Origin of the sequence: Variovorax sp. Root473 (genome assembly GCF_001426505.1) — a bacterium.
Taxonomy (GTDB): Bacteria; Pseudomonadota; Gammaproteobacteria; order Burkholderiales; family Burkholderiaceae_C; genus Variovorax.
In genome coordinates this window covers 201,965-215,799 of sequence record NZ_LMEV01000015.1, presented here as the reverse complement: position 1 = coordinate 215,799, position 13,835 = coordinate 201,965, and the positions used below count along the sequence as shown (strand labels likewise).

Annotated in this window: 14 protein-coding genes; 11 read left to right on the top strand and 3 right to left on the bottom strand. The window is 67.9% G+C overall.

The window, feature by feature from the left end; all coding sequences use genetic code 11:
- Window positions 1-4 precede the first annotated feature (4 nt).
- A complete protein-coding gene (locus ASD34_RS10680; RefSeq protein ID WP_056576834.1) occupies window positions 5-3,103 on the bottom strand; it encodes a MexW/MexI family multidrug efflux RND transporter permease subunit in 3,099 nt (1,032 codons plus the stop codon).
- Complete coding sequence (locus ASD34_RS10675) at window positions 3,100-4,206, bottom strand: efflux RND transporter periplasmic adaptor subunit (protein WP_056576831.1); 1,107 nt, start codon at window positions 4,204-4,206, stop codon at window positions 3,100-3,102. The genes ASD34_RS10680 and ASD34_RS10675 overlap by 4 nt, the downstream gene beginning before the upstream one ends.
- Before the next feature lie 287 nt (window positions 4,207-4,493).
- On the opposite strand from ASD34_RS10675, the gene ASD34_RS10670 reads away from it, so the two are divergent.
- Complete coding sequence (locus ASD34_RS10670) at window positions 4,494-4,820, top strand: ArsR/SmtB family transcription factor (RefSeq protein WP_056576828.1); 327 nt, start codon at window positions 4,494-4,496, stop codon at window positions 4,818-4,820.
- 40 nt (window positions 4,821-4,860) lie between these two features.
- Here the strand turns inward: ASD34_RS10670 and ASD34_RS10665 are convergent, their stop codons facing one another.
- Entirely contained in the window at window positions 4,861-5,274 is a 414-nt protein-coding gene (locus tag ASD34_RS10665; protein WP_056576823.1) for a DsrE family protein, read from the bottom strand.
- 111 nt (window positions 5,275-5,385) lie between these two features.
- Between ASD34_RS10665 and ASD34_RS10660 the strand changes: the two genes are divergently transcribed.
- The 10 genes from ASD34_RS10660 (at window position 5,386) to soxB (ending at window position 13,810) form a co-directional block, all read left to right on the top strand.
- A complete protein-coding gene (locus tag ASD34_RS10660) occupies window positions 5,386-6,345 on the top strand; it encodes an MBL fold metallo-hydrolase (protein ID WP_056576820.1) in 960 nt (319 codons plus the stop codon).
- A complete protein-coding gene (locus ASD34_RS10655) occupies window positions 6,342-6,812 on the top strand; it encodes a hypothetical protein (protein ID WP_056576817.1) in 471 nt (156 codons plus the stop codon). Before ASD34_RS10660 ends, ASD34_RS10655 begins: the two co-directional genes overlap by 4 nt.
- A 144-nt stretch (window positions 6,813-6,956) precedes the next feature.
- Window positions 6,957-7,274 (top strand): c-type cytochrome, encoded by a 318-nt coding sequence (locus ASD34_RS10650; protein WP_056576815.1) that lies wholly within the window; start codon window positions 6,957-6,959, stop codon window positions 7,272-7,274.
- Between the two features lie 19 nt (window positions 7,275-7,293).
- Window positions 7,294-8,655, top strand: a complete 1,362-nt coding sequence (gene soxC / locus ASD34_RS10645; protein ID WP_056576812.1) for a sulfite dehydrogenase — start codon at window positions 7,294-7,296, stop codon at window positions 8,653-8,655.
- Window positions 8,639-9,691 (top strand): c-type cytochrome, encoded by a 1,053-nt coding sequence (locus ASD34_RS10640; protein WP_056576809.1) that lies wholly within the window; start codon window positions 8,639-8,641, stop codon window positions 9,689-9,691. The genes soxC and ASD34_RS10640 overlap by 17 nt, the downstream gene beginning before the upstream one ends.
- Before the next feature lie 19 nt (window positions 9,692-9,710).
- Window positions 9,711-10,169: a thiosulfate oxidation carrier protein SoxY gene (soxY, locus tag ASD34_RS10635; protein WP_056576806.1), complete on the top strand. Its 459-nt coding sequence runs from the start codon at window positions 9,711-9,713 to the stop codon at window positions 10,167-10,169.
- Between the two features lie 45 nt (window positions 10,170-10,214).
- Window positions 10,215-10,526, top strand: coding sequence for a thiosulfate oxidation carrier complex protein SoxZ (soxZ, locus tag ASD34_RS10630; RefSeq protein ID WP_172438442.1), 312 nt, complete (start codon window positions 10,215-10,217; stop codon window positions 10,524-10,526).
- Window positions 10,527-10,593: 67 nt separating this feature from the next.
- Window positions 10,594-11,400, top strand: coding sequence for a sulfur oxidation c-type cytochrome SoxA (soxA, locus tag ASD34_RS10625; protein WP_056576805.1), 807 nt, complete (start codon window positions 10,594-10,596; stop codon window positions 11,398-11,400).
- A gap of 12 nt (window positions 11,401-11,412) precedes the next feature.
- Entirely contained in the window at window positions 11,413-12,066 is a 654-nt protein-coding gene (soxX, locus tag ASD34_RS10620; RefSeq protein ID WP_056576802.1) for a sulfur oxidation c-type cytochrome SoxX, read from the top strand.
- A gap of 19 nt (window positions 12,067-12,085) precedes the next feature.
- Window positions 12,086-13,810 carry a thiosulfohydrolase SoxB gene (gene soxB, locus ASD34_RS10615; protein ID WP_056576799.1) on the top strand — a complete coding sequence of 575 codons (1,725 nt, stop codon included), beginning with the start codon at window positions 12,086-12,088 and terminating at the stop codon, window positions 13,808-13,810.
- Window positions 13,811-13,835 lie beyond the last annotated feature (25 nt).

Here is a 13,835-nt window from a genome sequence, read left to right as displayed (position 1 = left end):
GTCGTCAGGCGGTATCGCCCGCGGGCTCGCGCGCCACGAGCGCCTCGAGTTCGGCGGTGCGCTGCGAGCGGCCCACCGTGCGGTGGTCGCGTGCCAGCAGCGTGTACATCGTGGGCAGCACGAACAGCGTGAACAGCGTGCCCACCAGCATGCCGACCACGATCACCAGGCCGATGCTGAAGCGGCTGTTGGCACCCGCGCCGCTGGCGAACAGCAACGGCACCAGGCCCACCACCATCGCAGCCGTGGTCATCAAGATCGGGCGCAGCCGGATGCGCGCGGCCTGCTCGATGGCGGCGCGGCGCACCAGGTTCTGGCGCTCCTGAATTTCGTTGGCAAATTCCACCATCAGGATGCCGTGCTTGCTGATGAGACCGATGAGCGTCACCAGCCCGATCTGCGTGTAGATGTTGATGGTGGCAAAGCCCAGCGCCAGCGGCACCAGCGCGCCGCAGATCGACATCGGCACGCTGATCAGGATGATGAGCGGGTCGCGCAGGCTCTCGTACTGAGCGGCCAGCACCAGGTAGATCACCACGATCGCGAACACGAAGGCCATCACCAGCGCCGAGCCTTCCTGCGTGAACTGGCGCGCGTCCGACTGCCAGTCGTAGCTGAAGCCGGCCGGCAGCTTCTTGGCCTCTTCGCTCAGGAACGCCACGGCATCGCCCATGGTCACGCCCGGCATCGGAATGGCCTGGAAGGTCGAGGCGTTGAGCTGATTGAACTGCGTGAGCTTGTTGGGCCCCACGCTGGTCGACAGCGTCACCAGGTTGGCCAGCGGCACGGGCTGGCCGCTCGCGCTCTTCACGAAGTAGCGCGACAGGGCCTCGGCCGTGAGCCGCTGGTCGCGCGGCGACTGCGGGATCACGTCGTACGAGCGGCCGTCCATGCCGAAGCGGTTGACGTAGTTCTCGCCCACCAGCACCGCCAGCGTGTCGCCGATGGCCTTCATGGTCACGCCCATGCTGTTGGCCTTGGCGCGGTCCACGCGCACTTCGGTCACGGGGTTGTTGAACTCCAGGTCGCTGTCGACCACGGCGAACTTGCCGCTCTCGCGCGCCGCCTTCTTCAGTGTTTCCATCGCCTCGAACACGGTGGCGTGGTCGCCCGCGCTGCGGATCACCATCTGCACCGGAAGCCCACCCGTCGAACCGGGAAGCGACGGCAACTGAAAGGCGAACACGCTGCTGCCCTCGACCTCGTTCATGCCGCCCTGCACGTCGGCCTGGATCTGGTCGGCGTTGCGCTGGCGGTCTTTCCAGTCGGACAGCTGCACGCCGCCGATGCTGTTGGAGACACCGTCCGAGCCGTTGATGAGCCAGCGGCCGGTGTTCTCGGGCAGTTGGGCCAGCACCTCGTCCCACTTCTGGCCGAACTTCTCGACGTAGTCGATGTTGGCGTGCTGCGGCGACTTGATGACGGTCATCACCATCGCCTGGTCTTCACCGGGTGCCAGCTCGCGCTGCGCCGCGTGGTACAGAAAGGGCAGGCTCACGAGCACAGCCGCGGCCAGCACGCCCGTGACCCAGCGGTGGTGCAGCGACACATCGAGCAGCCGCCCATAGGACGTGGCGAGCTTGTGGAAGAAGGCTTCGGCATAACGCGCCATGCGGCCCGCCGTGGCGTCCTGCGGCAGCAGGAACGAGCTCATCACCGGCGATAGCGTGAGCGCGATCACGCCCGACACCACCACCGCGCCCGCCAGCGTGAAGGCGAATTCCTTGAAGAGCGACCCCGTGAGCCCGCCCATGAGGCCGATGGGCGCGTACACCGCGGCCAGCGTGAGCGTCATCGCGATCACCGGGCCGGCCACTTCGCGTGCGCCGATCAACGCGGCCTGCACGCGCGACTTGCCTTCCTCGATGTGGCGGTGCACGTTCTCCACCACCACGATGGCGTCGTCCACCACCAGCCCGATGGCCAGCACCATCGCGAGCAGCGTGAGCAGGTTGATGCTGAAGCCGAACAGCAGCATCAGCGCCGCCGCGCCCAGCATCGACAGCGGAATCGTCACCACCGGAATCAGCACCGCGCGCAGCGAGCCCAGGCACAGGAAGATCACCAGCACCACGATGGCGATGGCTTCGAGCAGCGTCTTCTGCACCTCGTCGATCGAGGCCTCGATGAAGCGCGCGAGCTCGAAGGGCAGCTGCACCTCCACGCCCGGAGGGAGGTTCTGCTTGATGCCGGGCAGCAGGTCGCGGATGCGCTTCACGATCACCAGCGGGTTGCCGTTGGGCGCCGCCTGCAGGCCCAGGTAGATGGCCTTGTCGCCGTCCATCGTCGCGCTGCTGTCGACACTCGCCGCGCCCAGTTCCACCGTGGCCACGTCGCCCAGCCGCACGATGGCGTTACCGTCGCGCTTGATGACCATGTCGCGGAACTCGGCCACGTTCACCAGGTCGGTGTTCACGCGGATGTTCGACACCACGTACAGGCCCTTCACCTGCCCGGGTGCGGCCTGCACGTTGTTCTGGCGCAGCGCGTCGGCCAGCTCGCCGGCCGAGATGCCGCGCGCGGCCATGCGGTTGGCGTCGAGCCACACGCGCATCGCCAGCGTCTGCCCGCCCGACACCTCGACACCCGAGACGCCTTCGATCGATGCGAACTGCGGCTGCACCACGCGCGAGAGGTAGTCGGTGAGCTGCGGCACCGGCATCGTCTTGCTCGAGAAGCCCACGTACGCCACGGCCGTGGCTTCGCCCGCCGACTTGAGGATCACCGGGTCGAAGGCCTCGGCCGGCAGCCGGTACTTCACCTGGCTGACCTGCGCCATCGCTTGCGTGAGCGCCTGGTTGGCGTCGGCGTTGAGCTTCATGCGCACGCTGATTACGCTGCGGCCCAGCGTGGACGACGACGAGAGGTAGTCGACGTTCTCGATGGTCGCCACCGCCTGCGCGATCGGCTGCGTGACGAAGCCCTGCATCAGCTCCGGCGAGGCGCCGGGGTACTGCGTGGTGATGGTGAGCGTGGTGCTCTCGGTCAGCGGGTACTGGCGCACCGGCAGGTCGCCCAGCGCACGCGCGCCGAGCAGCAGGATGAGCGTGCTCACCACCAGCGCCAGCACGGGCCGGCGCACGAAGAGGTCGGTGAACTTCATGACTTCGCGTCCTGCAGGGCCAGCGTGTCCTTCGCAGCCGGCGCCACGGCGGCGCCGTTGTACAAGCGAAGCTGGCCCGAGGTGACGACCTGCTCGCCGGCCTTCAGGCCCTGCTCGACCACGACCAGGCCGTCCTGCCGCTCGCCGGTCTTCACGAACACCTGCTGCACCGAGAAGCCGTCGCCCTTCTCGCCGGCGCGCACCACGAACACCGAGTCGCCGTGCGTGCTGTAGGTGATGGCGGTCTCAGGCACCGCGATGGCGTCGGCGCGCGCGGGCAGCGCGACCTTGCCGTTGACGTACATGCCGGGCGTGAGTGCGCCGTCGGCGTTGTCGACCGTGGCTTGCAGCCGCACGGTGCGCGTGTCGCTGCCGATCATCGGTTCGATGGCGCTGAGCTTGGCGGGAAACACGCGGCCCGGATACGCATCGACCGCGAGCGCCACCGCCTGGTTGCGTTTGAGTGCCGGCAACGCGGTCTCGGGCAGCGTGAGGTTGGCGAACAGCGTGCGGCTGTCGGTCAGCGACACCAGCGCATCACCGGCGCGCACGAACTGTCCGAGGTTGACCTTGCGGATGCCCAGCACGCCGTCGAACGGCGCCTTGATGTGCTTCTGCTCGATGAGCGCCTGCACGCGCCGCAGCTCGCCACTGGCCTGGTCGAAGGCGGCCTGCGCCTGCTCCATCTGCTCCTGCGTGGCGGCCTGCTGCGGCAGCAGGCGGCGCGTGCGTTCCAGCGCGGTGCGCGCGTTCGACTGCTGTGCGCGCAACCGTTCGAAGTCGCCCTGCTCGGGCGCGTCGTTCAGCTGCACCAGCAGTTGGCCGGCACGCACCTGCGCGCCCGGCGTGAACAGGATCTTCGCGACCCGCCCCTCCACTTCGGCCGGCACCTCGACCTGCCGGTGGGCCTCCAGCGTGCCGATGCCGCCGAGAAAGCGCGCCATCTCGGTCTGCCGCGCGGGGGCCACCGCCACCTTGGCCGGCGGCATGGCGCCGCCCTGTGCATGGGCCGGCTGGAATTTCGCCACGAGCCCGTAGCCCGCCGCGCCCAGCACCGCGACCGTGAGACCGGCGCCGAGCCAGGTCCTTGATTGTTTGTTCATACGCAACCCGATTTTTAATCAAAGAAAGTGCTTTGATTATTAGATCGCGTCCGAACGCTGTCGAGAAAGACGTGGCAATGGCCTCGATAGGGCAGGGCTATCCTTGGTTGCGCGTGCATGCGGGGTGCTCCGGGTGGTGGCGCGGGGACATCCCCGCATCCCGAAGACGGGCAGCGCGCCGCGTTTGTGACGCGGCGGCCATGGCCAATCGCCGTACGGCTGCCGGGACATCGCTCGTCGCGCCAGGCGCCGATGTACATTGCGACCTGCGCATGAACCTATTCAGCATGGCCACCAAACCCCGCAAGAAGTCCCCGGCTGTCACCGAGGACGAGGTCTTCGACATGGCCGCCGACCTGTTCCGGGCCATGGCCGCGCCCATGCGGCTGAAGATCGTGAGCCTGCTGTGCAACGGCGAGAAGAACGTGAGCGAGCTGCTTGCGCAGATCGACACCACGCAGCCCAACATGTCGCAGCACCTGAACACGCTCTACCAGGCGGGCGTGCTCGCACGGCGCCGCGACGGCGTGAGCATCTACTACAGCATCGCGAACGAGACCGTGGTGGCGCTGTGCCGCAGCATCTGCGTGCAGATCGCCATCGAGCAGGAATAGGAAGAGAAAAAGGCCGTCAGGCCTTCTTCGGTTGGGCCCCTCAGGGCTTCAGGTAGACGTAGCCTTCCTTGGCCTGCAGCCGCGCCACCTCGGCCACACCCGAGGGCACCACCTTGGTTTCCATCAGCAGCTTGCCCGCATCGATGTTGCGCGTGGTGAGCGTGTTGTTGCACACCTTGAACTCCACGCCGCGCCCCGCCAGCGCGCTCACCGGGCCGCTGAACTCGCGGCCCTTGCTGTCCTTGGCGTCGGTCAGCAGGAAGTCGATGCCGGGGCCGTGCGTGACCACGACGATCTTCGCCTTCGGGTCCGCGTTCAGGTGGTTCGTGATGTTCGCCAGGATGGCGGCGCTGCTCTCCACGCCGGTGTTGACGTGATAGACCACCTTGACGTCCTGCGCGTGCGCGAACGAAGCCACGAGGGCGAACAGGAAAGCGATGAATGCGTGTCTCATGGGGAAACCCTCTGGCTGTTGTCGTTGCCCGCAAAATATCATCTTCTGCTTATATTTACAGCCGGGCAAGCCCGCGGCCCTCGCCGCCGAGCCCGCAGGAGACGACCCACGATGTTCCCGTGCCGGCCCACCGCCGTTCGCGCGAAGGCGCTGCTGATGTGCGCTGCGCTCTGGCTGAGCGCCAGTGCTGCAGTCGCGGCGCCCGAGATCCGCCCGCTGCCCGTAGCGCCCGACATCTACTATGTGCAGGGCATCCCCGCGCTGGGCTCGAAGGAGAACCAGAACTTCATCTCGAACGCCGGCTTCGTCGTCACGCGCGACAGCGTCGTGATGATCGACGCGCTGGGCTCGCCCGCCGTTGCCGAGCGCATGGTGCAAGAGATCCGCAAGCTCACGCCCAAGCCGATCAGCCACGTCATCCTCACGCATTACCACGCCGACCACATCTACGGCCTGCAGGTGTTCAAGGCGCTGGGCGCGCAGATCGTGGCGCACGCGCGGGGCAAGAGCTACCTCACGTCCGACACCGCGCGGCTGCGCCTCGAGGCCTCGCGCCAGGAGCTCGCACCGTGGATCGACGCGGGCACGAAGCTGGTGCCGGCCGACGTGTGGATCGATGCGCGCACCGAGCTCACCATCGGCGGCACGCGCTTCGTGATCCAGCCCGCCGGCCCTGCGCACACGCCGGAAGACCTTGCCATCTTCCTGCCGCAGCAGAAGGTGCTGTTCACCGGCGACATCGTGTTCCGCAACCGCACGCCCTACGTGGGCTCGGCCGACAGCCGGCACTGGATCGCGTCGCTCGACGCGCTGCTCGCGCTCGATGCGCGCACCATCGTGCCGGGCCACGGCCCCGCGTCGGACGACCCGGCGCAAGACCTGCGGCAGACGCGCGACTACCTCGTCTTTCTGCGCGGCGCGATGCAGAAGGCCGCCACCGAGATGACACCCTTCGACGAGGCCTACGCCGCCACCGACTGGTCGCGCTTCGAGGCCTGGCCGCTGTTCAAGGTGGCCAACCGCATGAACGCCTACAACACCTACCTGCTGCTGGAGCAGGAGGCGCGATGAGCGGCGACCGCACGCGCCGGCAACTCGTCGCGGGTCTTGCCGCGTGGTGCGTCGCGCCGATGGCCGTGCATGCGGCCGACGTGCAGCTGCCCGCGCCCGCCTCGCTGGCCGGCGCGCTCGCGGCGGCGCTGGCCCGCGCGCAACCGCTGGTTGTCATGGCCAGCCTGCAGGGCTGTCCCTTCTGCAAGGTCGTGCGCGAGAACTACCTCGTGCCTGAACTCGCGGCCGGCCTGCCCGTGGTGCAGATCGACTTTCGCGATTCGCGCGGCGTGCGTGATTTCGACGGCGCAGCGCGCACGCACGACGCGCTCATCAAGGCGTGGAACGTCAGCGTCGCACCGACCGTGCTCTTCTTCGGCCGCCACGGCCGCGAGGTCGCCGAGCGGTTGACCGGCGGCGACTCGGACTTCTACGGCGCCTACCTCGAAGCACGCCTGCAGCACGCGCGCACCGCCGTCCGCAGCTGACCTGGCGCCGCGAGAAACCGCACGGGTTTCCCCCAAGGCCAAAGCCCTTCCCTTGCGCGCGATCGTCCCTAAAATCAATACATAACGATTTACTTATTTAACGATGAAACCAGCCGCTTCGGGGCGCGTTTCGAGGAGACCGAATTGAAGTTGCTGTTGCCGTCGCTCGCCGTTGCTGTCACTGCTGTATTGCTGTCGACGCCGGCCCTTGCGAACAAGGAACTGGCCCAGAAGAACGCCTGCCTCGCGTGCCACGCGGTCGACAAGAAGCTGGTCGGTCCCGCCTACCTCGATGTCGCGAAGAAGTACACCGGCCAGGCCGACGCGCTCGCCGTGCTCACCGCGAGCATCCAGAAGGGCAGCACCGGCAAGTGGGGCGCCGTGCCCATGCCCGCGCAGCCTGCGATGAGCGAGGCCGATGCCAAGGCGCTGGCCGCCTGGGTGTTGGGCGGCGCCAAGTAAGGCGCACGGACGCCACGCCATGAGCGGCAACATCCAGCAGACCGGGCAGGTGCGCAAGGCACCCGAGAACTTTCTCGACGCACAGGGCGTGCGCGCCGTCTTCGCCGAAGCCGGCAAGGGGCGGCGCGACTTCATCCGCAACGCCTTCGCTGCCGCCGTGGCAGGCACGGCCACGTCGTCCGCGCTCGCGCAGCCGCGCCCGGCTGTCGGCGATGGCGATCCCGCGATCCTGAATCTGCCCGCGCACAGCACGGGCCTCGGGCAGCCGGTCGTCACCGACGGCTACGGCAAGCCTTCGAAATACGAAGCCAACGTGCAGCGCCGCCAGAGCCCGGGGCTCACGCCGACCGCGCAGGCCTCGGTGTCGTTCGCGCCGCTGCAGTCGCTGTTCGGCATCGTCACGCCCAGCGGCCTGCATTTCGAGCGGCACCACCAGGGATGGTGGGACATCGACCCGTCGAAGCACCGCCTGATGGTCAACGGCATGGTGAAGGCGCCGAAGGTCTTCACGCTCGACGAGCTGATGCGGCTGCCGTCGGTGTCGCGCTTTCACTTCATCGAGTGTGGCGCCAACACCGGCATGGAGTGGGGCAATGTCGCGGTGCCGACGGCCCAGTACACGCACGGCATGCTGTCGTGCAGCGAATTCACCGGCGTGCCGCTGATCACGCTGCTCGAGATGGCGGGCGCTGACCTCAAGGGCGAGCGCTTCGTGCTGGCCGAAGGCGCTGACGGTTCTTCCATGACGCGCACCATCCCCATGAGCCTCATCCGCTCGGGCGAGGTGCTCGTGGCCTACGGCCAGAACGGCGAGATGCTGCGCCCCGAGCAGGGCTACCCGCTGCGCCTGGTGGTGCCGGGCGTGCAGGGCGTGAGCTGGGTCAAGTACCTGCGCCGCATCGAACTGGGCGACCAGCCCTACGGCACCAAGGACGAGAACGTGCACTACGTCGACCTGATGCCCGACGGCCAGCACCGCCAGTACACCAGCATCCAGGAATGCAAGAGCGTCGTGACCACGCCTTCGGGCGGGCAGATGCTGCTCGACAAAGGCTTCTACAACATCACCGGCCTCGCGTGGTCGGGCCGCGGCAAGGTCAAGCGCGTGGACGTGAGCGTGGACGGCGGGCGCAACTGGCGCACCGCGCGGCTCGAATCGCCGGTGCTCTCGAAGTGCCTCACGCGCTTCAACATCGACTGGGTGTGGGACGGCACGCCCGCGATCATCCAGAGCCGCGCGATGGACGACACCGGCTACGTGCAGCCCAGCTACAAGCAGCTGCGCGCGGTGCGCGGCACGCGCTCGATCTATCACAACAACGCCATCCAGTCGTGGCAGGTGCAGGCGAACGGGGAGGTGGCGAATGTCCAGCTTTCCTGAGCGCGCACTGCTGGTGCTGGCCCTCGCTTTCGGCGTGAGTGCTGCAGCCGTGGCACAGCCGAAGACGTCGGGCTACGCCGGCATCGGCCGCGACGCCACGCCCAAGGAAGTGGCCGCGTGGGACATCGACGTGCGTCCCGACTTCAAAGGCCTGCCGCCCGGCTCGGGCTCGGTCACGCGCGGGCAGGACCTGTGGGAAGGCAAGTGCGCCTCGTGCCACGGCGTGTTCGGCGAATCGAACCAGGTGTTCAGCCCCATCGTCGGCGGCACCACGGCCGAGGACATCAAGAGCGGTCACGTCGCGCGCCTGAAAGACCCCGCCTTCCCGGGTCGCACCACGCTGATGAAGGTCACGAGCCTGTCGACCGTGTGGGACTACGTGTACCGGGCCATGCCGTGGAACCAGCCCAAGTCGCTGACGCCGGACGACGTGTATGCCGTCACCGCCTACATGCTGAACCTCGGCGGCATCGTGCCCGACGACTTCACGCTGTCCGACAAGAACATCCGCGAGGTGCAGGCCCGCATGCCCAACCGCAACGGCGGCACCACCGCGCACGCGATGTGGCCCGGCGGCGAGTTCGGCCGCGCGGCCAGGCCCGACGTGTCGGCCGTGGCCTGCATGCGCGACTGCGTGCCCGCTGCGTCGACGGTGGCGCAGCTGCCGCCGCATGCGCGCGGCAGTCACGGCAACCTCGCCGACCAGAACCGGTTGGTGGGCGCGCAGCGTGGCATTTCCACCGCACCGCCCGCCGCCGTGAAGACCACGGCGCCGGCCGCGGCCGCACCGAAGGCGCCCGTCGCGTTGCTCGAGAAGAACAGCTGCACCGCCTGCCACGGCATGACGCAGAAGCTCGTCGGCCCCGCCTTCTCGGACATCGCGAAAAAGTACCCCGGCCAGACCGACCATCTGCTGCAGAAGATCAAGGCAGGCAGCACCGGCGTCTGGGGGGCGATCCCGATGCCGCCGCAGACCCTCGGCGACGATGATGCCAAGGCCATCGCACGCTGGCTCGCCGACAGCGCCGGACCATGATTCGACAGGAGACAACCCCATGAAAAACCGCAGACAGATGCTCACGCAGTCCGCCGCCCTCGCGGGCCTGGCGGCCACCGCCGGCTGGCTCCCCGCCACCGCCCTCGCGTATTCCAAAGACGCCTTCGACGCCAAGAGCGTGGCCGACGCGCTCAAGGCCGTGGGCGTCACCGGCGCGCCCACCGAGAGCAAGGACGTCACCATCACCGGCCCCGACATCGCCGAGAACGGCGCCGTGGTGCCGCTCAGCGTGGCCACCGCCCTGCCCGGCGTGAAGCAGCTCATGCTGCTGGTCGAGAAGAACCCCAACGCCGTGGTCGCGATCTTCAACACCTCGGAGTTCGTCGAGTCGAACTTCACCACGCGCGCCAAGCTGGGCCAGTCGTCCGACGTGTACGCGATCGCGGTCATGAACGACGGCAAGGCGCTCTTCGCCAAGAAGGAAGTCAAGGTCACGCTCGGCGGCTGCGGCGGCTGAGCGACGGCTTCACACACAGAACACGACGAGAAGAAGGAGACCACCATGGCAGATCCCATGCGCATCCGCGCCCAGGCCGCGGGCGACAAGACGACCGTGCGCATCCTCATGGCGCACGAAATGGAAACCGGCCAGCGCAAGGACGCCGCCGGCAAGACCATCCCCGCCTGGTTCATCCAGGAGGTCACGGCCTCGCTCAACGGCAAGACCGTGCTCACGGCCGACTGGGGCCCGGCGGTGTCGAAGAACCCCTTCATGCAGTTCACGCTGAAGGGCGCGAAGGCCGGCGACAAGATCGCCGTGACCTGGAAGGACAACCGCGGCGACACCCGCACCGACGAAGCCACCGTCAGCTGACGCTTTCTTCGCGCACGCGTCCGTCTGCGGATTCGTGCTGTTTCCCACGAGAAAAAAAGGCGGCCCCATGAGGACAACCACAAGCCTGAGCCTTGGCCTGCTGTTGCTGGCCGGCAGCATTGCACCCGCCGCGGCGCAGAAGACCACGGCCGAAGGCATCGCCGAGTACCGCGCGCTGCTGCAGGACGGCAACCCCGCCGAACTGTTCGAGGCCAAGGGCGAAGACCTCTGGAAACAGAAGCGCGGGCCCAAGGCCGCGTCGATGGAGAAGTGCGACCTCGGCAAGGGCCCGGGCGTGGTAAAGGGCGCGTTCGCCGAACTGCCGCGCTACTTTCCCGATACCGGCCGCGTGCAGGACATGGAGTCGCGCCTGCTCACCTGCATGGAAACGCTGCAGGGCTTCGACGCCGCCGCCATCGCCAAGACGCCGTTCGGCCAGGGCGAACAGAAGAACCTCGAAGGTCTGGTGGCGTGGATCTCGGCCGAATCGAAAGGCCTGCCGCTGAACCTGCCGCAGTCGCATGCCAGCGAGCGCCGTGCCTACGAAGTGGGCAAGCGCCTGTTCTTCCTGCGCGCCGGCCCGCACGACTTTGCCTGCGCCACCTGCCACGGCGCCGACGGCAAGCGCATCCGCCTGCAGGACCTGCCCAACCTCACGAAGAACCCCGGCGCGGGCGACGGCTTCGGCGCATGGCCCGCCTACCGCGTGTCGTCGGGCGAGCTGTGGGGCATGCAGCGCCGGCTCAACGACTGCTTCCGCCAGCAGCGCTTTCCGTACCCGGGCTACGCCAGCGACGTGACCGTGGCACTGGCCGTGTACATGGGCGTCAACGGCAAGGGCGGCAAGACCACCGCGCCCGCCATCAAGCGCTGAAGGAGCCACGCCATGAAGACTGATCATTTCTTCGGCCTGGCCGCCGTGGCCTGCGCACTCACCGTGTTCGGTTGCGCGTCCGTCGACAGCGCCGCCGAGCTCGACAAGCTCACCGCCGACGCGCTGCAGCGCTCCTTCCGCGACCAGGGCATCGCCAAGGTCGACCGCCTCGTGCAAGACCCGGCCAACCTTGCGTGCAGCGAGGCCGAGGCCAGCGGCAAGCCGCTGGACGAGCAGCGCACCAAGGAGATCGAAGCCGCCAACATGAAGACCGTGCGATGGCCTTCGGACGGCAAGTTCGTCGGCGACTGGCGCGAGGGCGAGAAGATCGCGCAGAACGGCCGCGGCCTCACCTGGACCGACGCCGCCAATGCGGCCAACGGCGGCAACTGCTACAACTGCCACCAGATGTCGAAGGACGAAATCTCCTTCGGCACGCTCGGCCCGAGCCTGTATCACTACGGCAAGCTGCGCGGCGTGAGCGACCCGGCCAGCGCCGCGTCCAAGCCCATCGTCGAATACACCTGGGGCAAGCTGTGGAACGCGCGCGCCTACAACGCCTGCTCGAACATGCCGCGCGTCGGCCATTCCGGCATCCTCAACGAGAAGCAGATCCGCGACGTGATGGGCTTGCTGCTCGACCCCCAGTCTCCCGTCAACCGCTGAACGCCTGGCTTCCCTCTTCATGAACCTTTCCAAGCGCGAGTTCGTCCAGATGCTCGGTGCCGGCGCTGTCGCCGGCCTGGGCCTGGGCCGCCACGGCAGCAGCGTGGCCGCCGGCCTCGACGGCATGTACACCGTGCCGGCCTTCGGCAACGTGTCGATGCTGCATATGACCGACTGCCACGCGCAGCTCAAGCCGCTGTACTTCCGAGAACCGGGCGTCAACATCGGCGTGGGGAACATGCGCGGCAAGGTGCCGCACCTGGTGGGCGAGCACCTGCTCAAGGCCGCCGGCGTGAAGCCCGGCACGCGCATGGCGCATGCGCTCACCTACCTCGACTTCGACAAGGCCGCGCAACGCTACGGCAAGGTCGGCGGCTTCGCGCACCTGGCCACGCTGGTCAAGCAGCTCAAGGCCAGCCGCCCCGGCGCGCTGCTGCTCGACGGCGGCGACACCTGGCAGGGCTCGGCCACGTCGCTGTGGACCGACGCGCAGGACATGGTCGACGCCTGCAAGCTGCTCGGTGTCGACGTGATGACCGGGCACTGGGAGTTCACCTACGGCATGGCGCGGGTGCAGCAGATCATCGAGAAGGACTTTGCGGGCAAGGTCGAGTTCGTGGCGCAGAACGTCAAGACCGCCGACTTCGGCGACCCGGTGTTCAAGCCCTATGTGATGCGCGAGATCAACGGCGTGCCCTGCGCCATCATCGGCCAGGCCTTTCCGTACACGCCCATCGCCAACCCGCGCTACATGGTGGCCGACTGGACCTTCGGCATCCAGGACGACAACCTGCAGCGCGTGGTGAACGAGGCGCGCGGCAAGGGCGCGCAGGTGGTGGTGGTGCTGTCGCACAACGGCATGGACGTCGACCTGAAGATGGCCAGCCGCGTCACCGGCATCGACGCCATCCTGGGCGGCCACACGCACGACGGCACGCCCATGCCCACGCTGGTGAGCAACGCGGGCGGCAAGACCATCGTGGTCAACGGCGGCTCCAACGGCAAGTTCCTCGGCGTCATCGACTTCGACGTCAAGGGCAAGAAGGTGAGCGATTTCCGCTACCGCCTGCTGCCCGTGTTCTCCGACCTGATCCCGGCCGACAAGGAGATGGACGCGCTCATCACCCGCGTGCGTGCGCCCTACGAAGCCAAGCTGTCCGAAACCCTCGCGCACACCGACGGCGTGCTGTACCGGCGCGGCAACTTCAACGGCACCGGCGACCAGTTGCTGCTCGACGCACTCATGGAAGTGCAGGACGCGCCCATCGCCTTCTCGCCGGGCTTTCGCTGGGGCACCTCGCTGCTGCCGGGCCAGCCGATCACGCGCGAGTGGCTGATGGACATGACCGCCACCACGTACTCGTACGCCACCGTCACGCAGATGACCGGCGAGACGCTCAAGACCGTGCTCGAAGACGTGTGCGACAACCTCTTCAACCCCGACCCCTACTACCAGCAGGGCGGCGACATGGTGCGCGTGGGCGGGCTGCAGTACACCTGCGACCCGACGGCCGCCATGGGCCAGCGCATCCAGGACATGCGCCTGGGCGGCAAGCCCATCGACGCCAGCCGCAGCTACAAGGTCGCGGGCTGGGCGCCCGTGAGCGAAGAGGCGCGCACCGCCGGCAACAAGCCGGTGTGGGAGGTCATCGAGCCGTGGCTGAAGTCGCGCAAGGTTGTGACCACGCGCCGGCTCGACGAACCCGTGCTGAAGAACATCGCGCCGAACCCCGGCCTGGGCTGAATGGGCCCCCGCACGCGCGGGGTCG